At 59.9% G+C, this 21,928-nt stretch carries 19 protein-coding genes and 1 pseudogene; 8 read left to right on the top strand and 12 right to left on the bottom strand.

Features of this window, described 5'->3' with window-relative positions; translation table 11 throughout:
• The first annotated feature begins 35 nt into the window (after window positions 1-35).
• Entirely contained in the window at window positions 36-359 is a 324-nt protein-coding gene (locus GGD65_RS26030) for a hypothetical protein (protein ID WP_183237040.1), read from the top strand.
• A gap of 453 nt (window positions 360-812) precedes the next feature.
• Here the strand turns inward: GGD65_RS26030 and GGD65_RS26035 are convergent, their stop codons facing one another.
• On the bottom strand, window positions 813-1,427 hold the full coding sequence (locus tag GGD65_RS26035) for a cell envelope biogenesis protein TolA (RefSeq protein WP_183237041.1): 615 nt from the start codon (window positions 1,425-1,427) through the stop codon (window positions 813-815).
• A gap of 153 nt (window positions 1,428-1,580) precedes the next feature.
• Here GGD65_RS26035 and ligD point away from each other — a divergent pair, with 153 nt between their 5' ends.
• Window positions 1,581-2,528 (top strand): non-homologous end-joining DNA ligase, encoded by a 948-nt coding sequence (gene ligD / locus GGD65_RS26040; protein ID WP_183237042.1) that lies wholly within the window; start codon window positions 1,581-1,583, stop codon window positions 2,526-2,528.
• 82 nt (window positions 2,529-2,610) lie between these two features.
• Here the strand turns inward: ligD and GGD65_RS26045 are convergent, their stop codons facing one another.
• The 4 genes from GGD65_RS26045 to GGD65_RS26060 form a co-directional block, all read right to left on the bottom strand.
• A complete protein-coding gene (locus GGD65_RS26045; protein WP_183237043.1) occupies window positions 2,611-3,075 on the bottom strand; it encodes a metallophosphoesterase family protein in 465 nt (154 codons plus the stop codon).
• On the bottom strand, window positions 3,072-3,575 hold the full coding sequence (locus GGD65_RS26050) for an NUDIX domain-containing protein (RefSeq protein WP_183237044.1): 504 nt from the start codon (window positions 3,573-3,575) through the stop codon (window positions 3,072-3,074). The genes GGD65_RS26045 and GGD65_RS26050 overlap by 4 nt, the downstream gene beginning before the upstream one ends.
• A 7-nt stretch (window positions 3,576-3,582) precedes the next feature.
• Window positions 3,583-3,717, bottom strand: a complete 135-nt coding sequence (locus GGD65_RS40805; protein ID WP_283813705.1) for a hypothetical protein — start codon at window positions 3,715-3,717, stop codon at window positions 3,583-3,585.
• Between the two features lie 139 nt (window positions 3,718-3,856).
• Window positions 3,857-4,789: a Ku protein gene (locus tag GGD65_RS26060; RefSeq protein ID WP_183237045.1), complete on the bottom strand. Its 933-nt coding sequence runs from the start codon at window positions 4,787-4,789 to the stop codon at window positions 3,857-3,859.
• A 146-nt stretch (window positions 4,790-4,935) separates the two neighbouring features.
• On the opposite strand from GGD65_RS26060, the gene GGD65_RS26065 reads away from it, so the two are divergent.
• The 4 genes from GGD65_RS26065 to dinB are packed head-to-tail and all read left to right on the top strand — an operon-like array spanning window position 4,936 to window position 7,689.
• Window positions 4,936-5,331: a hypothetical protein gene (locus GGD65_RS26065; RefSeq protein ID WP_183237046.1), complete on the top strand. Its 396-nt coding sequence runs from the start codon at window positions 4,936-4,938 to the stop codon at window positions 5,329-5,331.
• Between the two features lie 46 nt (window positions 5,332-5,377).
• Entirely contained in the window at window positions 5,378-5,827 is a 450-nt protein-coding gene (locus GGD65_RS26070) for a hypothetical protein (RefSeq protein WP_183237047.1), read from the top strand.
• A 3-nt stretch (window positions 5,828-5,830) separates the two neighbouring features.
• The gene (locus GGD65_RS26075) at window positions 5,831-6,556 is read left to right on the top strand and encodes an SOS response-associated peptidase (RefSeq protein ID WP_183237048.1); all 726 of its coding nucleotides are present in this window, start codon (window positions 5,831-5,833) and stop codon (window positions 6,554-6,556) included.
• A complete protein-coding gene (gene dinB / locus GGD65_RS26080) occupies window positions 6,553-7,689 on the top strand; it encodes a DNA polymerase IV (RefSeq protein ID WP_409362760.1) in 1,137 nt (378 codons plus the stop codon). The genes GGD65_RS26075 and dinB overlap by 4 nt, the downstream gene beginning before the upstream one ends.
• Here dinB and GGD65_RS41165 read toward each other — a convergent pair.
• The 7 genes and pseudogenes from GGD65_RS41165 to GGD65_RS26120 form a co-directional block, all read right to left on the bottom strand.
• Window positions 7,606-8,613: pseudogene (locus GGD65_RS41165) on the bottom strand (BREX system ATP-binding domain-containing protein); the annotation flags it as partial. The gene dinB and the pseudogene GGD65_RS41165 overlap by 84 nt on opposite strands.
• Window positions 8,610-9,959: a BREX system ATP-binding domain-containing protein gene (locus GGD65_RS26090; protein WP_183237050.1), complete on the bottom strand. Its 1,350-nt coding sequence runs from the start codon at window positions 9,957-9,959 to the stop codon at window positions 8,610-8,612. The pseudogene GGD65_RS41165 and the gene GGD65_RS26090, both read right to left, overlap by 4 nt.
• Before the next feature lie 2 nt (window positions 9,960-9,961).
• Window positions 9,962-10,804 carry a hypothetical protein gene (locus GGD65_RS26095; RefSeq protein WP_183237051.1) on the bottom strand — a complete coding sequence of 281 codons (843 nt, stop codon included), beginning with the start codon at window positions 10,802-10,804 and terminating at the stop codon, window positions 9,962-9,964.
• Window positions 10,801-12,213, bottom strand: a complete 1,413-nt coding sequence (locus GGD65_RS26100; protein ID WP_183237052.1) for a hypothetical protein — start codon at window positions 12,211-12,213, stop codon at window positions 10,801-10,803. The genes GGD65_RS26095 and GGD65_RS26100 overlap by 4 nt, the downstream gene beginning before the upstream one ends.
• On the bottom strand, window positions 12,214-13,599 hold the full coding sequence (locus GGD65_RS26105) for an ATP-binding protein (RefSeq protein WP_183237053.1): 1,386 nt from the start codon (window positions 13,597-13,599) through the stop codon (window positions 12,214-12,216).
• A 3-nt stretch (window positions 13,600-13,602) separates the two neighbouring features.
• A complete protein-coding gene (locus tag GGD65_RS26110) occupies window positions 13,603-14,805 on the bottom strand; it encodes a hypothetical protein (RefSeq protein ID WP_183237054.1) in 1,203 nt (400 codons plus the stop codon).
• 460 nt (window positions 14,806-15,265) lie between these two features.
• Window positions 15,266-16,543, bottom strand: coding sequence for a sigma 54-interacting transcriptional regulator (locus GGD65_RS26120; protein WP_183237056.1), 1,278 nt, complete (start codon window positions 16,541-16,543; stop codon window positions 15,266-15,268).
• 491 nt (window positions 16,544-17,034) lie between these two features.
• On the opposite strand from GGD65_RS26120, the gene GGD65_RS26125 reads away from it, so the two are divergent.
• The gene (locus GGD65_RS26125; RefSeq protein WP_183237057.1) at window positions 17,035-18,300 is read left to right on the top strand and encodes a DNA repair exonuclease; all 1,266 of its coding nucleotides are present in this window, start codon (window positions 17,035-17,037) and stop codon (window positions 18,298-18,300) included.
• A 2-nt stretch (window positions 18,301-18,302) separates the two neighbouring features.
• On the top strand, window positions 18,303-21,854 hold the full coding sequence (locus GGD65_RS26130; RefSeq protein WP_183237058.1) for a YhaN family protein: 3,552 nt from the start codon (window positions 18,303-18,305) through the stop codon (window positions 21,852-21,854).
• The last annotated feature ends 74 nt before the right edge of the window (window positions 21,855-21,928 follow it).

Here is a 21,928-nt window from a genome sequence, read left to right on the forward strand (position 1 = left end):
CGGCACCCGACTTCGTCTACGGAATGGAGGATACCATGCGGCCGACGACCGCTTCCGACGACAACGTCATCGACTTCAACGCCCTGCTGCATCCCGGGACCGTGTTCGACCATCCGAGGGATGTGCTGGCCGACCCTTCGCTGTCCACCTCGGAGAAACGCGCCATTTTGGCATCCTGGGCGTCCGACGCATCGGCCATCGCCTCCTGCCCGTCCTTGCGGGCACCGACGGGACTGAAAGCGCCAGTCACCATTGACGAGATCCTCGAGGCACTGTGCGAACTCGACGGTGCTCCACGCAATCCTCCAGGAGGTAAACCGAACCGTCTCTGCTCGACGTCGAGGGTTCTGGCCGCCTGAGAAGGAGGGTTGCTATGGATGACATCGGATTACCCCGAGACGTGCTGAACCGTATCGAGCGTCGGTGGATGGCGAAGTTCGCGCAAGCTTCGCTGCGCCCGCGGTTCTCGACGGTCTTTGACGATCCACTCCGATCGCCGCGAGTTCGGCGACTTCTGGAAGGATCCCTGAGACCACCGACGGAAGATCGAGAAATCCAGTCCAGCTTCGTCTAACCCCGTGCTCTAAACTGCGCACCATTGACCTCCGGATAGTTCTACGCTTTTCGGAGGTCATTCTTTTGAATCTTTTGTCTTTCGCCTCCGCCAATCGCGAGTTCAACTTTCATACTGGCCTATCCAACATCGCGCATAGCCGCGTTGAGCAAGGTGATCTCTGGAGCGATCGTAAGAAAGCTAGAGGCGCGACGAGGAATGCTAGGCGGGTTCCGCGAGACCATTGGCTAGCTAGCTTCTAACTTCGCGCGCGCCGGAGCGCAGTTTCCAATCGCGCCTTCTCTTTATCCCAGCGGGTTTCTTCGGCCTGCGACCTCTTCTCGATAGCCTCGACCTCGACCTGGATGGCCGCGGCCCGTTTCGCGTGCTCCTGCTCGGCCTTGTCCAACGCAGCCTGCGCCTTGTCGACCGCCTGCTGACGGCGTTCTCTCTCCTTCTGCCTGGCCGCCTCCTCTCTCGCTCGTTCCACCTCGCGACGCCTCTGCTCCCGGTCGTAGTCGAGCGCGGCTTTTCGCTCCGCAGCCTTGTCGACGGTACGAGAGGAAGGCTTCTTCGCCTTTGAGCTTTTCGACTTGCGGGTAGCTTTCGTTGGTCTGCCGCCGCCAAGATCCGTGGGCAGTTCGGCATGCTCCTTGAAAGATCCGTCGGATCCGACCGGGCGCCTGAGCACAATGCCAGGCTTTGCCATGGTTGCGTCGATGACGTCCGGATCATCACTTTCTTTGGCGGCGCCCTGATGAAAGAGATTGCTGTCTGCGCCCCACGCTTCCAGCGCCGCTTTCATGGAAGGAGCGGCTATCGCCAGATCGAAGAAGCCGAGCGACGTCTGGTATGTTTTCAGTTTTCTGGCCATCGGTCTGATTAGACCTTCCCGTTCGATAGTTAACGTCGCGCACTCTGGGATTTGCCGCGGCGTCTGACGGAACATGCCATGGCTTTAAGCGTTCCCTCATTCTTGAAGGACGTCCATGCATTACGCAACACGCTCCGAAAAATTGGCCCTTGAATGAGCCGGACGTCGACCCTGCCCAAGCGCTTACAGCCGATGCTCGCTACCCTCACCGACGCGCCGTTCGACGACCCCGGCTGGGTTTTCGAGGATAAGTACGATGGCTTCCGGATGATCGCGGAAATCCGGCGGGGCAAGGTTTCGCTCTACAGCCGCAACGGCAAGATCATCAGCCGCAGCTATATCGAGGTCGCCAAAGCGCTGGAGGGCGTGAAGGGCGACGCCGTGATCGACGGCGAACTCGTCGCGATCGGAAAGGACGGCGTCTCGCATTTCCAGCTGCTGCAAAACGCGCTGCGTCATGAAGCGAAGCTCCTGTATTGCGCCTTCGATCTCATGTTTCAGAACGCAGCGGACTTGCGCAAACAGCCTCTTCTCGAGCGCAAGGAGCGGCTGAAAGCGATCCTGCCGAGCCACCGGCTGATCGCCTTCAGCCGTCACCGCAAAGCGAACGGCACGAAATTTTTCGCCGAGGCCGAGCGGAAGGGTCTGGAAGGCGTCATGGCGAAGCGCGCCGACAGCGGGTATGAGTCCGGAAGCCGGACGGCGGATTGGCTGAAGATCAAGACGGCAAAGCGGCAGGAAGTGGTGATCGCGGGCTTCACAGCGCCCAAGCGCACTAGGCAGTTCTTCGGCGCCCTGGTCCTCGCTGTGCGGGAAGACGACACATGGCGGTATATCGGACATGTCGGCACTGGCTTCAGCCACAAGGTCCTGGGAGACCTCCATGCCAAGCTCGCGAAGCTGACGACCCCGAAATCACCCTTCCCTGCCAAAGTGAAGGACGAGGCAGCCACGACCTGGGTTAAGCCTTCGTTGGTTGCCGAGGTCAAATTTGCGGAGTGGACGAGTAAGGGCGAACTGCGCCAGCCCGTCTACCTCGGGCTCAGATCCGACAAGCGGGCGAAGGATGTCGTGCGCGAGCGAGAACGTCCGCGCACATAGCACTTCCCTTCGGGCGTAGCCGGCAAACGGAACGAACTAACGCATCCGCCTCCTCCGGTGTGAACTCCCTCCACGGTGGCACTCAGTCGCCTCCAAGGTCGTGGATTTCCGGTCGCATGCCGTCAGGCGTGAGTTCGAGCGTCGCAAGCGTGATCGGCAGCTTGAAACGCCGGGGTCCCGCGCTACCGGGATTCAGATAGAGAACGCCGCCGATCGTGTCGATCTTCGGCACGTGAGAATGCCCGGAGACGATGACGTCGATGCCGGCGCCGGGATCGACCTTTAGCGTCTTCAAGTCGTGCAGAACGTAGATCGACTTTCCCGCCAGGCGCACAAGGTTCGTGTCGGGGTAGTCGCAGGCCCACTCGCCACTGTCCACGTTTCCACGAATGGCCGTGACGGGCGCGATCCGGCGAAGCGCGTCGATGATCCCGGGGCGCCCGATGTCGCCGGCATGGATGATGTGATCGACGCCCGTCAGGCCTCGTTCCGCCTCGGGCCTCAACAGACCGTGCGTGTCCGAAATGATTCCGATCCTGAACATCATTTTCCGGCGCTCTCAACCGCGATCGCCAAAAGACGATCGAGAAGCACAGCTTGAGCGGAGAGCATCTTGGTCCGCGCGAGCTCGATATCGAACCATTCCGCGCGGTCGACTTCGGGAAAACTCTGCCGTCGACCGCTTCGGGGCGGCCATTCGATATCGAAGGTATTGCTGGTCAGCGCTGCCGGGTCAAAGTGGCCCTCGCCGGCGAATGCGATGACGCGCTTCCCTCCTCGCTGTTGGATTTCCCCCAGCGCCTGGAGTGGACCAATCGAAGCGCCCGGGCCGAGTTCTTCGGCAAACTCGCGTCGAGCGACGTTCTCCGGAGCATCATTCGCATCGATTTCACCCTTTGGGATGGACCAGGCGCCATCATCCTTCTTATGCCAGAACGGACCGCCGGGATGAACGAGCAGAACCTCGAGCCCACGAGCGCCCTTGCGGTATGCGAGAATGCCCGCGCTCGAGGCCGATTTCCTGGAAGTCTTTTTTATCGCAGCCATATCGCTCCTACTTTGCAGAGCAATCGAGATCCGGCGAGCCGTCGTCCCACCATACCAGACCGCGCTCGCCGAGCGCCTGCTTAACCTCGTCCACCGTCCTACCGCCGTATTTCGGCCTCGCGGTCGGCAGCCTTCCTGGCATCGCGCACCGCCCGGCGAGCCGCCATTAGACTGCCGACGAGATGATCTCGCGTGACATCGTTGAGATGGGATTTGCCATTCGCCAGAGCCTGCCGCGGACGACGAATAGTGGCCGTCCGGCGTCACCAAATGCTTCACACCTAAGCCGACTTCCGCTGCGGCTTGGCCGCCGGCTTCTTCGCCGCGGTCTCCTTCGCCGGCTTCTTGCCTGCGATCGGCATCAGCATTTCCTTCTGCCCGGCGGCCGCCTTGCGCGGCTTTTTTCCTGATTTCTTGGGTGCCTCTGTCGCGGACGCGCCCTCTTTTCCGATGCTCTTGCGCAGCGCATCCATCAGATCCACGACGTTCTCGCCTCGAGGACGCGCTTTCGCAGTAATGGGTTTGCCGGCGCGCTTCTGATTGATCAGATCGACGAGGGCGGTCTCGTACTGGTCTTCGAACTTGTCTGGCTCGAAGTGCCCCGCCTTCTGATTGACGATGTGCTTGGCCAGGTCGAGCATGTCCTTGGTGACTTTGACGTCCTGGATATCGTCGAAATACTCATCCGCAGAACGGACTTCGTAGGGATAGCGCAGCAGCGTGCCCATCAGCCCCTTGTCGAGAGGTTCGAGCGCGATGATGTGCTCGCGATTGGTCAGCACCACACGACCAATTGCGACCTTGTTCATCTCGCGGATGGTTTCCCGAATGACGGCGAAGGCATCGTGCCCAACTTTACCGTCGGGACGCAGGTAGTAGGGGCGAATGAGATATCGCGGATCGATCTCGCTGCGGTCGACGAACTCGTCGATCTCGATGGTTCGTGTCGATTCCAGCGCGACGTTCTCAAGCTCCTCCTTGGTCACCTCGATGAAGGTATCCGTATCAACCTTGTACCCCTTGACGATGTCCTCGTTGTCGACCTCCTCGCCAGTGTCGGCGTCGACCTTGGCGTACTTGATCCGATGGCCAGTCTTTCGGTTCAGCTGGTTGAACGAGACCTTTTCGGACTCCGAGGTGGCCGGATACAGCGCAACCGGACAGGTGACGAGGGAAAGACGAAGGAAGCCTTTCCAGTTGGCGCGCGGGGCCATCGCGGGGGAACTCCATTACTGATGCCGGATTCAAGACGAACGGCCCATCTTGGTTCCGACATCGCGACCCGTCCGATAGGAGGATTTTTCTCACCAGCTGCCCTAGTCGGGCTCGACATTTGTTCTTGTTATGTTCTAGTACGTGCATGACCGACCGACCCGCGAGCTGGCGCATGCCGACCCCGAAGCAGATGGAAAAGCTGGCCGCTGAAGCCGCCCGTAGGCCGAGCCCCTCCACTGCGGCTCCGGATGCGCCCCTCCCGGCCGAATATTGGGAATCGGTCCTCAAAGATCCTCACGCCGGCGCGACCGGGGCCCAGATGCGGCAGCGACGTCTCTCCGAAATTCAGCGTCACGTACTGCGCGTCTCCTGCCACCGTTGCGAACGGACCGTAGAAATCCAGACCGCCGATGCGGTCCGCTTGTATGGCGCCAACGCTGTCTGGAAGGACGTTGCGCAGCGGCTGCTCGACAACACCTGCCAGCAGCGCACCGGCAGGCATGAAGAAGACGGGTGCTGGCCAGCGTTCGAGACGCCGTAGTCGCTCAGGATTTGCCGATCCGATCTCTTTGCGCTTGGATGTCCGGATGGCCCCGAAGTATCACCCTACGCCCCTGTCGGGCGGCGATCGCAAGGCTCTGGCAAAAGAGCTCGGCAAGGCACGGGCGATGGCTAACATCCTGGCTACCCATTCGGCGGAGATGCGGGCCAAAGGCGAGGCAATGATCCGGCAAGCCGATAGGCTGCTTTGCGAAAGCTGGAGCGAGCGGATGTGGAGGGACGGCGAACCGATCGATCCGTCGCCGACCATCGATCAGGCCGTGAACGGAGGCTTCCCCTGGCTGGAGATCAGGTGTGCGCGCTGCAAGACGCCGAGCGACGTGGACCTCGCGGCGATGAAGCACCCGCCGACCACCTTCGTGCACGATCTCGCTAGCCGTCTGCGCTGCCGCAAATGCGCCAAGGCGGGCCGGCGTCCATCCGCGACTCTGCTACAGTTGACGTGGCAGCCGCGCCACCCTCGAACCGAATCCTGACCGATGTGCAATCTCTATTCGATCACGACCAACCAAGCCGCGATCAGTGCGCTGTTTCGAGTAGTGAACCGATACGTCGGCAATCTAGCGCCCATGCCCGGCGTGTTTCCCGATTACAAGGCACCGATCGTGCGCAACGGGGTCGAGGGCCGCGAACTCGCTACGGCGCGATGGGGAATGCCATCGTCGTCAAAAGCACTGATGGACGCCACGAAGAAGCGAGCCGAAAAGCTGCAGGCTAAGGGTAAGGCAGTGGATTTCAAGGAATTGCTCAGAATGGAGCCGGACGGCGGGACGACCAACATCCGAAATGTGAAGAGCAAACACTGGGCTCGTTGGCACGGTCCCGAGCATCGCTGCATAGTGCCGTTCAACTCGTTCAGCGAGTTCAACAAGGCCGAGGGCGGTGATATCTGGTTCGCGCTCGATGAGACCCGTCCCCTCGCCTGCTTCGCGGGCATCTGGACCAACTGGACGTCCGTCCGGAAGGTCAAGGAAGGTGAGACGACCAACGACCTGTACGCGTTCCTCACGGCAGAGCCGAACGCCGAGGTCGGCGCCATCCATCCCAAGGCGATGCCTGTAATCCTGACGACGCCGGACGAAGTCGAGACCTGGATGATGGCCCCTTCAGACGAGGCCTTGAAGCTGCAGCGGCCGCTGGCGGACGGAGCGCTCCGGATCGTCGCGCGCGGCGTCAAGGAAGACCCGCCCGCGCCGACAACGTGACCGACGAGAACGACGACCAGATTGAGCTTTCGCGCCGTCAGCGCAAGATCATCCACGTCGACATGGACGCCTTCTATGCGTCCGTCGAGCAGCGGGACAATCCGGATCTTCGCGGCAAGCCGATTGCCGTCGGTGGATCCCGGGAGCGCGGCGTCGTGGCGGCCGCCAGCTACGAAGCGCGCAAGTTCGGCGTCAGGTCGGCCATGCCATCGGTTACCGCGAAACGGCAATGCCCAGACCTGATCTTCGTGAAGCCGCGCTTCGAGGTGTACAAGGCGGTCTCCCAGCAAATACGCGAGATTTTCGTCGAGCACACCCCGATCATCGAACCACTGTCGCTGGACGAGGCCTACCTCGACGTGACCGAAAATCTGCAGAGCATTCCGTTGGCGCGGGACGTCGCGTTGGCGATCCGTGCAAAGATCAAGGAGGTAACCGGCCTCAATGCCTCGGCGGGAATCTCCTACAACAAGTTTCTGGCGAAGCTCGCCTCAGACTACCGCAAGCCGAACGGCCAGTACGTCATCACGCCGGAGATGGGGCCTGCCTTCGTCGAAGCCTTACCCGTAGGCAAATTCCACGGCATCGGCCCAGCGACCAGCGCCAAGATGAATTCCTTGGGTCTCTACACCGGCCTCGACATGCGCAATCAGTCGCTCGAATTCATGCAGGCCAATTTCGGGAAGGCCGGAAGCTACTACTACTGGATTTCGCGGGGCGTCGACGACCGCGAGGTCCGTTCCGACCGAATACGAAAGTCAGTCGGCGCCGAGAATACGTTCTCCAGGGGCCTCACCGAATTCGAAGCGATGGTCGCCGAACTGCAACCATTGATCGATAAGATCTGGCTGCATTGTGAAGACAAGGGAGCGCGGGGCCTGACGGTGACTCTGAAGGTCAAGTTCAACGACTTCGAGATGATTACGCGCAGCAGGTCGGTACCCGTCGCGGTTTCGAGTCGCACGGAACTCGAACGCCTATCTATCCAAGTTGCGCATGACATCGAGGCGATGCACCAAAAGGCGAACAAGTCTGCGCGGGTTCCGGACTGGATTCCGCATCCAGTCTTCAACGCAGTGCGCGCTCACAGCCTCAACGTTTTCGGCCAGTTGGCTGTAAGCAAGCCGATATAGTGAGGATACCGCTTGAGCCAACTGGCCGGCGGCCCGTCGATCGATCAGTGGCGGCTCTATGACCCGGTATTTTCGAGCCTTCCATCCGTGCAGGAATCTAAGCGCATCAGCATTCACGGAAGCATCAGCAAGAATGCCTCCCGAAATATCTCCTAGAATCGTGCGGTCGAAGCGAAGCGTGGAACCCAGAACACACCACAATGATTCCATCTCAAACAGATGCCCCAGGACCGCGTATGCTGCCAATCGAGAGCGAACATTCCAAAGCTGATCAATGGTCTCCGCCTCATCGAGTATGAGGATGAGCCCCTTGAGCCCGACCGCGCGACACAGGCCGGCGAGTGCCGCAATGCGCGATAGTGCTCTGTTTCGCTTCGATGGGTCGTCGGACCAGCTCAGGTCCCCGCCTCGAATCACGGTCCAGGCCGCGTGATTGGCAAGACCGAGCGCTCCACTGGACTCGAACTCGCTGCAGAGAGCACGCATTGCCGGACCGAGATCGCTGGCTTGGGGCGTTTGGGAAAATTCGTAAACGCGCTGCCGCACCTCCTTTATGGTGATGAGCCTATGAAGCACGTCCTGTATGCCGATCTGGTCACCGGCATGAACGCTGTCCGCAAGAAGTGTGAGAAAGCGTTGGGGATGGCTGAGCGACATACCCCGAGCGTTGAGGTCGACCCTTGCACTAGCATGCCAGCTCCGAGCAGCGGTTGTTTGGACGTATGAAAGAAAGTGAGTCTTTCCCGTACCCCACTCGCCTCGAACGAAAAGCGGCTCAGCCTGATCCCGCTTTTCGAGTTCGCCCAAAGACCGCTCCAGATCCACTTTTATCCGATCATATCCCACGGACAGTCGCGCCAACTCCCAGGTAGGGACCACCCCGGCCCTCAATCTGCGAATCGCAGCGCGCGCGAGGTCGTTCATGGGCCCAGTTCTCTGACGATATTAGAGGCTGCCGTAGTCACCAATTCCTGAGCGCCGGGCATTTCCTCCGGCGATTTGCCTTGACGAATTCGCTCGAGCGAATCGACAACGACCCGCGCAAGCAATCTTGGCTTAGCTATTCGGAAGCGGGCCTCGTTGACTCGCTCCACGAGCTGCGAGATCATCCCGGTAGACAAGTTCTGCTGAGCAATCTGTGTGCCGTAGGCCGCCACGTATACCTTGCAGATCCGCAGCGCCATTTCACGCATATGGAGCTTGTCGAGAGGAGTTCGGTCCAAGTCGATCACAGGTCCGCGCCAATTCACATCCGTGCTCACGGGTTGAATACGTGTGGCGAGGGCATCGTAACGCGGGAAATATTCCTCGCCTTCGAACATCTCGGGCGTCGCAGCCAGGTACATGCAGAGGTTTCGAAATCCACCCTCCCCACCTGCATGATCTACGTACTCGCGCAGCGCCTGCAGCGCCTGGTCCTGGCGCTTCTTTGAACCGAGCTTGGCAAGCTCTTCGATCTCGTCGATGCATAAGATAAGCCCGACATACCCGGCAGACCGCACGAGCCAAAGTACTCCGCGCATTGCGTCTCTAGCCGTTCCCTTGCCGATAGGCCGGAGATTGGTCGGCTTGCTCGCAGGCTCGACCCCCGAGGGCTGTCGGAGATACCGGCTTGGGATGCTGATCCTTTCTTTCGCCGCACTGATCCACCCGCAAACAGCGGTCATGGTCTCTGCGTCACGAGCGAGGTATGCTCGTGCGAATCCAGCGGCTGCCCTTATGAAGTCCTGCGGAAGGCTGCTGCGAAGTAGTCGCTTCTCTAGCTGACCGTAAAGACGCAATTCCGCATCAAAAGGCCGAGTCAGAGCGTCCTCCCGGACGCCGGCGCGTTTGAGCTCCTCCCGAGCCCATTTTTCCAGCATCCAACGCACAGGATCGTTCGGCGTTTCTTGATCGCTTGGCAAATCCGCCAACTTCAACTTGCTGACGATCTGTGGATACAACGTTTCAAATCTATCGATCTGAACGCCGTCGACCTTGCACTCGATGTGAGACGTCGCCCAGTTTTTCACTCGAGCCAGGTCCTGCACCATCGATAAGAAGTGACTCTTTCCAGCGCCGTAGGTCCCGCGCACGAACTTCGTATCCGCATGGCCATCCACGCCGATCTCATCAAGCAATTCTCGCTGGGCGGCCAACCAATTCGTGTGCCCCACATGGATGTGCCGCGCGCCCTCCGAGATCGTGGTACCCCGAACCAGACCGCGGATTAGCGCCCTCGCCAAGGAGGGGGTTAGTCCGGAATCGGTGCCAGTGGTGCTTCCATCCATGGTCAAAGACCCATTTGTTGGCTCGAAATGAATTCGATACGTCCTACAAAGCCGAACCGTCCCTCTGTAGGCTGATAGAGAAAGATTGCATTCTTCGGATCAATCGGCGGCAGCAGTCGGATCTCGCGCCCCTGGGCGTCCGTCATGGCTCCTTTTTCCAGAACACGGGACAGACGGGCCCGAAATTGATCTACGCTCATTCCGATGAAGGCATCCGACCGTGCATCTTTCCAGAAGGTCGGCTTTTGCTGCCTAAGGACAACTTGCCGATATACATCGAGTATCAGCACCTGCGACGACTTACTGGCCATGTCGTCATAAGCATCGGCAAGCGACTGTATGAATTTCGGCTCGGAGAAGCTCCTGGGGATCAGATCCGCGATCAACGGCTCCAGCACCGCTATGATATCCGCGATCGTCCCGCTGGAGATCTTTCGATCCGAGATTTTGAAGGACCGGTTCTGCTCGTGGAATTCCAGAACAATTCCTCGGGCCACGTATAATCTCGGCCATTGTCCTTCGACGTGCCAACCGCGAGAGGTCAGAGCCTCGCGCGTCGCAGCTTCGATCTCGAGGAATTCACGATCCACCCGGTCGGACCACGAGGACTCGGTGGAGTCCAACCTTTCGTTAAGAGACATCAGCCCACGCAATTCCTCGCGGAAGGAACCTAGCGCCTTCTTTAGGCTAATGAAGCTCGCGTTCTTGTCGAGATCCCGAACGATCCGTTGTGCCGCGGTACTGATTGCCGTTGCGCGGCGACCGTAGTCGACGAACAGTTCTAGTTCTTCCGGAGGCGATTGCTGGCGACTTCCACCAGAAACTTCCCGCCGAGACTTCTTCATTGGATCCCCGCTTGCGTAAATGGCGACTCCGAGCTCGCGACCTGCCCGACGAACCCCGGCTTCAATTGGATGAACATCTGATCAAGATCGTTGCCCGACGAAAAAAACACGTGGCCAGGCAACAGACCGTGCTGCTTAATGAACAACATGAATCGATGGATTTCGGACATCTCGATCGCCACACCATCCGACGCAGCACTGAGCGTTGCGAACAGGGCTACACTGTCGAGAGGATTGGCCCCAACCCGCCTGTGAATGTGCTCGTAAGCCTTCCATATGTAATTTGCGATAAGCTTGTTTCTCGTCGGCTCGGGTTCGGCGGTAGAAGAGATTTGATACGCGCTGATGCAAGCGGTCGCGAAGGAGTGCCATAGGAACGGCGCTCCTTCGTGCCGCTTTCCTCTAACGGCAGAGGCCCAACGGCGACATATCTCGGTTGGAATGTATTGCCAGCGCTTTCGCGCACCGAACTTGTCGGCTTCGCTGCCATCTGGCACGGGCTTCATCAGAAATCCTAGATCGACAAGCTGCTCGAACCGGGGGATGGTCTGGTGATCAGCATTCTTGGTCGTTTTTCTTGGTCGAGCGTGACCACCGACGGCCGCAGCTCGGCGAGCTCTCGGCTTGATGATCTTTGGCATTTTCCGGCGCGCAGCCCCGACGAGATCGACGGCTTCGTCCGCCATATCAAGTTCGTCCGCGATGGTTGCTGCGAGAGCGCAGGCCGTACGGAATCTCAGGACCTCGCTGGGCGGTACTTTCCCCTGCATGCCTCTCAAAACCCTCAGTAAGGCTGTGCAGGTCATGCGGGCGGCATCGCTCGACTCCAGTACGGTCCCTGGCGCGAGGTCGAGTTCGCCCAGCTGGCAGAGCAATTCGACGATCACTCCGTCGATCTCGGCAAGATGGTATAGAAAAAAGAGCTTTTCCTTCAACGTTAGCACGAAGGGATTCCACGCCATGACGTCGCCGGAAACGAACGCGCTCGTTGCACGCTCATCCAGTAGATAGCGGAGGATCAGTCCTCGCTCCGTGATTTGATTGCCGCGACCGATCAGTTCCACGTCCCGGCCCCAATCCAGGATTTTGTAGGCCGTCGGACCGGTTATCGCGAAGAGGACGGATGGGCAATCGCCATCGAGAAGGAGCGCTTCAGCGACAGTTGGTCCTTCCTGCTTTCTCGACGGTGTGGCTTTCCTTCCGGATTTCGGCTCGGGCATCAGGTGCGCGACGTTTGTCCAAAGACCTGGGTGGTTGGCGGCGATATCGAATAGCGGACTGCGTAGACGCTGGATTATGGCTTCATTCGCCACGCTGCGTCGCTCGGCGCTCAGGGCAACAGAGAGAGCCTTCAGAAAGCCGGGCCGCAGATAAAAATCCTGAAACTTCGTCCATGCAACTCGCTTCATCTAGAATGCTTCTCCTCCGTGCGCCACGTTGCGCGGCCGGACGTTGCCGATAACGAAGCGGGAGGCATCGCTGGTCGCGCTTGAAAATATCGCTTGTCCAACATCGAGAGCTCGGATGAGGTCGGGTAAATCGAGCTCCCGACCAGCGTGACGAATGATCTTTGGACGGGCATTCTGGAGCAGTCCGCAAACAGCGTTTATGTCATCTGCGACGCTCAACCGGTGAACGATGAAGGTGTCGATTTGGCTTGCGGCAGCTTCGGAGATTGCACCTTTCGGTCGCTGTGTTGCCAGCCACAATGATAGGCCGAAATTTCTGCCCTCAAGGACGAACGAATCCAGAGCTTGGCGCGCCAAACTGCTTCCGCGAGCGGGCATGAGTATCTGTGCTTCGTCCAGAGCAAGAACGGTTCTCGGAATATGGCGTTGCAACTCCGTTTCCAACTCGCGGCGATCGTCTTCGTTCTCCGTGTGAAGCGCCAGTCGACGCCTGATCTGACTGGCGAACATTCTGTCGGCTTTGAGCTTCCGGACGAGAACCGTGGTCAGAACCGTCCGAAGGTCATCGGTGAGCCGCGCCAAGCACAAGATCGACAAGACACCGGCTTCTGCCAATTCCGTCAACGGCGTTCCTTGGGCCGAGTCGAACAGCGGCATGCGGCCCATCGACCGAAGGGGTTGGATCACGCTACGAATGGTTTCGGCCGCGTAGAATCCTGCGATATCTGGATCATGCTCGATGCAGCTCACGAGGTCGGCGATTGCATAATCAGGTTTGGCCGCCTGGGGCGATGTCGGGTCGTCCCAAACCCAGCCGGTCTCGGTAACTTTGCGGTAGGCCTCGTCGATCAGGCGTCCTCGCGGCTCGGTGATCAGGTCTGCATTGAGCAACAACGCCCAATCGCCAGCGTTGAGGAAGCTAACTGGCAGCCGAAACTCACGGAACTCGGGTGGATCGATCGGCCATGCATGACCAGCCGGTACGAAAACCCGTACGCTGATAGGTTCCACCTCCAGACCTTCCCAGCCGGCGAGAGCTTGATATTGCCTTCGGATACCTTCAGGCCCATCGGCACGCAGCGGCGTTACGGCCGGCCAATGGATATCGAGAGGATCGAGCAGCACAACAGCTCGTCTTTCCTGGTGTCGGCCGATCCGTGACGCAGCAGCCGTTGCAAACCCTTCAAGCAATGACCCCATCCCGTAGGACTTGCCGGATCCGCGCTTTCCCACCTCGAACACGACGAAATTGTCAGACCCATCGAACAGGATGGATTCCATGTTGCCTTTTTCTGCCATTCGCCCGGCCAGTATGACCGATTGACGCTTCGTTCCGCCTAAATGAACTGCGCCGACGACCCGCGGCTCTACGTCGAATGTCTTCATCGATCACATCCCTTCTGCATTGATTTCCGCGACTATGCTCCGATCGATCGTCCGTCGATCTTTGCGGATGGCGCGCTGTGTCGCCTTGAGAAGACGCTTCAATACCTCGCTGGGCTTGTTGGCGGAGCCCCCTGCAGCAACGTCTTCGATGAATTCGTCGAGCGCATCTGGCTCGAATGGAAATGCATCGAGACGATCCTCCTCGTTCTGCGTGATAGCCGCGAGCTCGGCCGGAATATTGGGGTCGAGAACTTCCTGCGGCGCAATCGATCGATGAGGCTCTGGTACTTCACCTTTTCGAATGCAGGTTGAAAAGAGCTCTTTGACGAATGCACGCAACTCATCACGGCTCGGGTTCAGGAACTCGATATAGTTCACAACGCCGATGCGTCGCATGATTTCCTCCTGCAAGAGGAGGACGGGCAGCTCATTCCGACTTACGGCGCCCACGAAAAAAATGAGACCGATGCCGGCAATCTCCGTCAGTTCGCGCAGGCTCACGAGCCAGACCGTGAAGGCGTCGGCATTCGTGATGTTGTTGAAACGCTCCGCTTCGTCGATGAAATAGACAACGACCTTGCGATCCACCGCCGCGATCATGTGACTCAACCCACGCATCACGGCCCCGAATTCACTGCTATCGGAAAGCTGCGGCTTGATGGCCGGCCCAATGCCCTCCATCGGCACCTTGCCCTCACCGCTCAGCCATCGCATGCACTTGCGCACCATGTCGGGGTTCAGCATAGCGAGGCCTTGCCCCATGACCAAAGCGATGTCCTCCGACTGAACAATCTCGGTTAGAGGTCGAGCTGTGCCGGCCGCAACCAATCTACCGTATTCCGTCGCGATGCGGGTCATCTCAGCGGTTGAATGGCGCATGATCATTTCCCTGAAGAGTGAATGGAACGGCGCCTTGGATGTGAATGAAGAGCATTTGACGTAGATCGGAAAGATTCGAAGCTGATGGCGCTGAATTTCGAATCGCAGGTTCTGACACATGCGCGTCTTTCCACGGCCGTAGTCGCCAAATACGACCGCCTTGAAGCCGGCATCCCCGTAGCTCGCCCCCTCGATCTCGCCCAGCAGATGGTCGCGTTGTGCGCGTTCACGAGTTCCGAAAATGAACTCGGGATGCTGTTCGGGCTCGAGCTGAAAGGTCGTGATCGTCGGTCGCAGAAAGAACCACGATGCTAGTGATTTCTCCATGTAGATCTCCTGTTATGCGCCAGCCGGCGCGCGAAACGGTCCAAATGATGCAGCATGGCACGTCCGTTGGGTGTCGTTGCCACGATGCGGACGCCAAGCTCGATGTTGCTCGTAAGACCAGCGGCGGTAAGGTTGGCCGAGGTTATGATCGCTTCCGTGTGCTCCTCACTACGTCCTATCGCCACGTAGAACTTGGCGTGAAGACGAGAACAGCCGATAAGTCGGATTTGTCGATCTACGAGCGGTGCGAGACGAGCCTTTACGCGTTCGACTGCTTGATGCGTCGTTATGATTTCCAGCCCGCATCGTGCACTTGATGCTGCCTCAGCCACCAGTCCCACAAGGGAAATCGTCTCGTCATCCATAAACGGCGAACACAGCAACAAATCCGAATACTTGTCCGCGCGAGAGCGTACGCGACCCAAAAGGCGAGCGACGTCCGAAGCACTTGCGCACTCGATCATCGATCATCCTCCAGGCTACGGCGATCTCTATCGATATCCTTCAGTTGCAATCGCAGCTTCTCGGGCTCGATGCCCAGCGTATCCGACAAGCGGATCAAGGCACTTCGATCGAGCTGGAGCTTCGCACGAAGGGAGCGACGGTTTTCTCGTTCGATTGCCTTGACATGCATGCCTAGGCGCTCGCCGGTTGAACTGCGCGAGAGGAGACGAGCCAAGAGATCGTCTTGCTCATTCGATTCGGCTTCCGGAGACAGGTACTTGGGTAGATTAGCGACGACCGTATCCGGATGAGAGCCCGTTCCGAGGATTTGCTCGACTGCGGCAGTCAGGCCGCGGAGATTGCCATGAGAACTCCACGCGACGCGTCGAAGAGATTCGCGATACGCCTGTTTCATCGGCTTCAGCGTCTCAATGCGGCCACGCCAGTAGCCGCGATCGATCGCCGTATCAGTAGTCGATAACTCTTCGATCGCGCTTCGCATCATTCGAATGACCGCTTCCTGGACACCATCCAGGAGCACGTCGAAGTCGTCGATCCTATCTTCGACGCCCGGAACATCGATTGCGTACGGAGCGATCCGCGAAAGAAGATCCGGGCGCAGCCTGCCGTCCCCGAGCTCCTTCCATGATGCCGTGATCGTGACACCGCGAAATTCTAGTTCAGCATTCTCCTTGCCTTCGGCGCCCACCCGATAGAACACGCCGCCGGACAAGACCGGCAGCAGCTTGGCTTGAAGTTTTGCTGGGAGATCACCGATCTCATCCAGAAAAACGACGCCCTTGGTTACTCGCGCGCCAACCGGTTCTTCCTTTCCTTTTGCAACATGGCCGCGGGATGCGGCCTCGAACACACCGGGCCGGTCCAATGCGTCGCTGTAGGCACCTTTGACGCTTCCGAACAGTTGGCTTTCGGCCAGGGTATCGACCAATCCGGTCAAGGCAAGCTCGACGTACCAACTGCTGATGTAGCGCAAGTCGACCTGGTTAGGCCCATTGAAGGGCACGAGATCCAGAATCGCCTTCGCTCCATCGAGGGAAAGCGGAGCAACCCGCTTCAGGAGGGCGATCAGACGCGCGACAGTCGACTTTCCAGCTCCGATGGGACCGCGAAGTAGCACCGCCTTCGCCGTTGGGTTCGCTGCAAACTCCAGTACCTGCCAGCGTACCCGCCGCGCACTCGCGCTCTGTCCTGGGAGCGCACGGTCGAGGAACGCGCTCATCACGGAAAGCGATGGCAACGTCGAAAGGTGAACGAGTTCGGGTAAGTTCGACACGGCTCTTCAAGCTCCCAATTGGGACGTAGCCACTCAGCAACTGCCGTGCCAAAAAATATAAGCCATTGAAATTACTTCATATTCTCGCACGCCTGGAAAAATTAGAGGCCATTTGACACCAATTCAGCGCCAATTGCCATAAGCCACTCACCCGCTTCAAAATGATCAGCCTTCGACACTCAGGCAACAAGCCATTGATTTTGCAGCCATTCTCGTCGGGGCGACGGATCCCAAGATTGTTTGGCCCGGCCCTTGCTAAAGGACAGGCGTTGTCTGCTGTTATCGGTAGCGACCCACTGCATATTGTGAACATCGTCTTGTGCCGACACAATAAAGTTCTCACTATGTTCCGTGGATGATAGTTTTTTCAGGTTCGGCTTTCCGGGTCTCTGCCCTGATTTCCGATCACCGAGTGAGAGATCAGCGGAATTTGCAGATTGAGCTCTGCCGGCCGGCGCCACTGCTCACATTGATTTTGGAGGAGTCCTATCTTGAAGTCGTTTCGCTTCATCCATACCGGCGACATCCATCTCGACAGCCCCTTGAAGGGACTGGCTGGGCAGCAAGGCGCGGCGGCCGAACGAATTCGCACCGCGACGCGCACCGCATTCGAGAATCTCATAAGTCAGGCGATCGAGGACGAAGTCGATTTTGTCGTCATCGCCGGCGACCTCTACGACGGCGACTGGCGTGACTATCAGACCGGACTCTTCTTCGTGAAGCTGATGGGCCGGTTGGCCCAGGCCAACATTCCCGTCTTCCTGCTCCACGGCAATCACGACGCCGAAAGCCAGATCACCCGCAAGCTCACACTGCCGACCAATGTGAGCGTGTTTCCGGCGCGCAGGGCCGAGACCTTCCGGCTGCCGCACCTCAATGTCGCCCTGCACGGCCAAAGCTTTCGGCAGCGCGACATCACGGACAATCTGGTCCCCGCTTATCCGTCACCGATTGCGGGTTGTTTCAACATCGGCGTCTTGCACACCAGCTTGGGCGGCATGCCAGGACACGCGAAGTATGCGCCATGCGCCATCGAAGACCTGATCAACAAGGGCTATAATTATTGGGCGCTCGCGCATGTGCATCAAGCCGCCATCCTCCACGAGCGGCCGCATGTCGTATTCTGCGGCAACCTGCAGGGTCGCCACATCCGCGAAAGCGGACCGAAAGGCGCTTCGCTGGTTACGGTCGAGGACGGCCAGGTCGGGGAGATTTTACCTCTCCATGTCGATTGCGTGCGCTGGATCCATTTGCCGGTTCCGGTGGAACAGTGCAGCGCTCTTTCCGACGCCATCGATCGCGTTCGCCAGGGCATCGAATATGCCATCGAGCGCTACGCTCAAGGGCGTCTGCTCGCGTGCAGAATCGAACTGACCGGGCGGACCGGATTGCACGGGGAACTGCTCGCGTCGGTGGATCACCTCCTTGCCGAGGCGAAGGCCGTAGCTCTGGGCTTGGGCGAGGAGGTCGCCTGGATCGAGCGTCTCGTCGTTGCGACCGCGAGCCTCGAAGCCGCGGCCTCACGCAAGGATGCGTTGGGCGACCTTCAGCGCATCATCGAGAGCGCTGGCAACGACGCCGAACTGCAAGCGCGGCTCGCGACGGATCTTGGCGATCTCGTCCGCAAGCTGCCTCACGATATCCGTACGGATCCGGACGACGCCGTGCTCAAAGCAGCCATCGACGGCGACATTGCGAGCTTGATCGCCCATGGCGGCGCGTATCTCAGTGCACGTCTTTCTGCGGAGAAGGTATAATCATGCGCATCCGTCAACTCGATCTGCTTCGATACGGTCACTTCACGGACGCCATCATAGCCCTGCCGGCAGGCAAGCCGGACTTTCAGATGGTGCTTGGCGAGAATGAAGCCGGAAAGTCGACAGCGATGAACGGCGTCGAAGACCTGCTCTTCGGCATCCCGGCCAATTCGTCCCGTAACTTCCTGCACGAGTACAACGCCATGCGTGTGGGCGCGCTCTTGGAAAAGGGGGGCGATACGCTCAAGCTGCGCCGCCGCAAGGGCAACAAGGATACGTTGCTGGGCGATAATGACATGCCCATCCCTTCGGGCGATGGGGCGCTCGTCCCGTTTCTTGCCGGGGCCGATCGCCGATTTTACACGCGGATGTTCAGCCTCGATCACGAGCGCCTGCGCCAAGGCGGCAAGGAAATCTTGCAAGCGCAGGACGATGTTGGCCAGATGCTGTTCTCAGCAAGCGCCGGGATCATCGGCCTGCGCGAAACGCTCAAGGCCATGGAAACCGAAGCCGACGCTCTTTGGGCCTCGCGCCGCGCAGCGCACCGCAAGTATTTCCAGGCAGAGGAACGCCTGAAGGCTGCCGAAGCCTCGATGCGCGACGATGTCGTGACGACGACCAAGTGGCAGGCACTCAAGACCGCGTTCGAGACGGCCAACGATGCTTATGGTGTCATCGAAAGCGAAATCGAGATCAAGTCGGCAGAATTGCGCAAGCTCAACCGCATCCGCCGGGTCTGCCGCGATGTGCGCAAGCGCGCGGAAACTCAAAGCGCTATCGACGCGCTTCACGAGGTCGTCCCGTTTGATGCCGACGCTGCCAGAATTCTGGAGAAGGCCGCGAAGGATGAAGCGGCCGCCACGGCGCGCATCGCCACCTTGAGCGAACAGATCGCAGCGCTCAAGGCAGAATGCGCGGCCTTGATCTTCGACGAGGCCTTGCTGGCACGTGCCGAAGACATCGCGCAGCTCCGTGATCGCCGCATCCAAGTTCGCACCGGGAAAGCCGATCTTCCCAAGCGGCGGGCAGAATTGGCCGCGGCAGAAGCAACCCTCAACCGCCTCGCCGGCGAGCTTGAATGGAGCGGAGATATCGATCAGTTGATCGCGCGCATCCCCGCCAAAGCCAAGGTTGCGGTCCTTCGCGGTTTGCTCAACCGCCGCGGGGCCCAATCCGGCGCGGTAGAGAATGCGAAGAGCGCCGTGGCCGAAGCCAAGGAGAAGCTCGGTGAGATCGCAGCGGAAATCGAAGCCCATGGGCCGATGACAGATGTCTCGAAGCTCGCGGCGGTCATCAAGGCCACGCGCGAACTTGGCGACATCGCCGGCCAGATCGCCAATTCCAAGCGCGAAGAACAGGAGGCGCGGACCGCAATTGCACGGTTGCTGAAGGCCCTGCGGCCGGCAGTCGCCGATGCTGCCGTCCTGGAATCGGCGCTACTTCCCCCGCTGGCTTCGGCGGAGACCCATCGAGACGCTTGCCGGAGCTTGGAGCAGCGGCGGCGGACCTGCCGCGAACGGATCCGCAATGCCGAGCAGGAGCGCGTCCGGCACCGGAAGGCCCATGAACGCATTATCGCCGACGAACACGTCGTGGCGGCCTACGAGCTTGAACGTTTGCGTGGCCGGCGTGACACCGGCTGGTCGATCATCCGCCGCCGCCATGTAGAAGGTGTTGCGGTCTCCGAGGACGAGATGGCGGCCTTCGGTCCGCCCGACGCGCTTGCGCACGAGTTCGAGGCCGCAATGCGTGATGCGGACTCGGCCGCGGATCGGCGCTTCGAGCACGCCGACGCTGCCGCGCAGCTTGCCGTCGTTGGCCGCCAGATCGACGAGCAGGACGACCTGCTTGAATCCTTGGGCCTGGAAGAACAGGCATTGTCGCAAGAGCACACAAACCTGGACGCCGCCTGGGCCGCGCTTTGGTTGAGCAGCTCCATCACGCCGCAAGATCCAGACGTGATGATCGAGTGGCTGCGCACGCGGTCCGAGATCCTGGACCTGAACGCGCGGCTCTCGGCGGCTGAGCGACAGACAGGCGGATGGCAACAGCGCGAGGACGAGGGCAAACGTCTCGTCTTGGCCGAGCTTGAGGCGCTGGGGGTATCCACGGCGTCTCTCGCTGCCCAGCCGCTCCATGTCGTTATCGAGGCCGCGGCGGCGCAGGAGCGCCGGCACGAAAACGCCGCGAAGACGGTCCGCGATCTAGATGAGGCGCACCGCAAGACGGCGGGCGTAGTTGCGCGCAAGCGCAAGGATCTGGAAAAGGCCGAAGCTGAGTGGACGGAGTGGTCGAGCGCGTGGCATGCCGCCCTGACGGTGCTGCAACTCGCTGCCACGACGCCTGAGACGGCTGAAGCGCAGATCAACGCCATCGACGATATGCGCGAGACGGCAGTTCGGATCAACGAACTGCGGCATGAGCGTATAGAGAAGATCGAGCGCGATGTGAAAGCGTTCGAAGCCGAGGTGGCGGTCTTGGTGCAAGCCATCGCACCGCGCCTGAATGGAACGGATTCCGAGGAAGCTGTTTTGGAGCTCGATCGCCAGGCTGCAGACGCAGCACGCTTGCGGGACCTGAGGGCCGCGAAGGTTTCAGACATCGGCGGCTTGCAGGAGAAGATCGATGAATGCCGTGAATCGAGCCACGAAGCGCGCGAAACCATCGCACAGCTCCAGCAGAAGGCCGAGGTCGCATCGACCGACGAATTGCGGATCGCAATTCAGCGCTCTGACGAGATGCGGAAGCTCAGCGCGGAGCTTGATCGGCTCACAGCCGCGCTGACGCAAGATGGAGATGGCCTTTTGGTTGCGGAGCTCACGACCGAGTGCTCGGGCATCGACCTGGACGCCATCGCGGCTAGGGACCAGACGGTCACCGAAGAAATGCAGGAATTGCGCAATCGCCTGATGGAAGCGCGCGAGACACGTAACACCGCGCGCCAGGCCTTCGGGGGCATCGACGGTGACGACCGGGCGGCGAGGGTCGCCGCGGACCGGCAGGCGGCGCTTGCCGAGATGACCGAGATTGCCGAACAGTATGTGCGCCTTCGCTCCGCGGTCGCGTTGCTACAATGGGCGATCGATCGCTATCGGCGGGAGAAACAGGCACCCATGCTCAAGCGCGCGGGCGAGCTGTTCGCCATCCTCACTTGCGAGTCTTTCCAAATGCTGCAGCTCGAATTCGACGAAGACGACAACGTGCAGCTAGCGGGCCTGCGCTACGACGGTCGGCGGGTCCCGGTTGGCGGCATGAGCACCGGCACCGCGGACCAGCTCTACCTCGCGCTCCGGATCGCTGCGATCGAGGACTATCTAGACCATGCCGATCCCATGCCGTTCATCGCGGACGACCTGTTCATCAACTTCGACGACAAGCGCGCGACGGCAGGCTTCCGCGTCTTGGGCGAGCTCGCCAAAAAGACGCAAGTCCTATTCTTCACGCACCACGAACATCTGCTGGAGGTCGCGAGAAAAGCCTTCGGCGCTCCGATTAGCGGCGTTGCGCTGCCGATGGCCGCAAGCCCGCCGCCGCCACGTTCGCAGGCCGCGTGACGGCCCGGGACTTGGCTGTGGGGATCGGGATTTCCGGGCGATCCGCCTGCAAACGCAGCCGGCGTTCGCAGACT

The sequence above is a fragment of the Bradyrhizobium sp. CIR18 genome, assembly GCF_014198295.1.
Classification (GTDB): Bacteria; Pseudomonadota; Alphaproteobacteria; order Rhizobiales; family Xanthobacteraceae; genus Bradyrhizobium.

Excerpts from the sequence above, each read along its gene's own strand:
- GGD65_RS26030 (WP_183237040.1), top strand. The coding sequence starts at position 36 with ATGCGGCCGACGACCGCTTCCGACGACAACGTCATCGACTTCAACGCC.
- GGD65_RS26035 (WP_183237041.1), bottom strand. The coding sequence starts at position 1,427 with ATGGCCAGAAAACTGAAAACATACCAGACGTCGCTCGGCTTCTTCGAT.
- ligD (WP_183237042.1), top strand. The coding sequence starts at position 1,581 with ATGAGCCGGACGTCGACCCTGCCCAAGCGCTTACAGCCGATGCTCGCT.
- GGD65_RS26045 (WP_183237043.1), bottom strand. The coding sequence starts at position 3,075 with ATGATGTTCAGGATCGGAATCATTTCGGACACGCACGGTCTGTTGAGG.
- GGD65_RS26050 (WP_183237044.1), bottom strand. The coding sequence starts at position 3,575 with ATGGCTGCGATAAAAAAGACTTCCAGGAAATCGGCCTCGAGCGCGGGC.
- GGD65_RS40805 (WP_283813705.1), bottom strand. The coding sequence starts at position 3,717 with ATGCCAGGAAGGCTGCCGACCGCGAGGCCGAAATACGGCGGTAGGACG.
- GGD65_RS26060 (WP_183237045.1), bottom strand. The coding sequence starts at position 4,789 with ATGGCCCCGCGCGCCAACTGGAAAGGCTTCCTTCGTCTTTCCCTCGTC.
- GGD65_RS26065 (WP_183237046.1), top strand. The coding sequence starts at position 4,936 with ATGACCGACCGACCCGCGAGCTGGCGCATGCCGACCCCGAAGCAGATG.
- GGD65_RS26070 (WP_183237047.1), top strand. The coding sequence starts at position 5,378 with ATGGCCCCGAAGTATCACCCTACGCCCCTGTCGGGCGGCGATCGCAAG.
- GGD65_RS26075 (WP_183237048.1), top strand. The coding sequence starts at position 5,831 with ATGTGCAATCTCTATTCGATCACGACCAACCAAGCCGCGATCAGTGCG.
- GGD65_RS26090 (WP_183237050.1), bottom strand. The coding sequence starts at position 9,959 with ATGGATGGAAGCACCACTGGCACCGATTCCGGACTAACCCCCTCCTTG.
- GGD65_RS26095 (WP_183237051.1), bottom strand. The coding sequence starts at position 10,804 with ATGAAGAAGTCTCGGCGGGAAGTTTCTGGTGGAAGTCGCCAGCAATCG.
- GGD65_RS26100 (WP_183237052.1), bottom strand. The coding sequence starts at position 12,213 with ATGAAGCGAGTTGCATGGACGAAGTTTCAGGATTTTTATCTGCGGCCC.
- GGD65_RS26105 (WP_183237053.1), bottom strand. The coding sequence starts at position 13,599 with ATGAAGACATTCGACGTAGAGCCGCGGGTCGTCGGCGCAGTTCATTTA.
- GGD65_RS26110 (WP_183237054.1), bottom strand. The coding sequence starts at position 14,805 with ATGGAGAAATCACTAGCATCGTGGTTCTTTCTGCGACCGACGATCACG.
- GGD65_RS26130 (WP_183237058.1), top strand. The coding sequence starts at position 18,303 with ATGCGCATCCGTCAACTCGATCTGCTTCGATACGGTCACTTCACGGAC.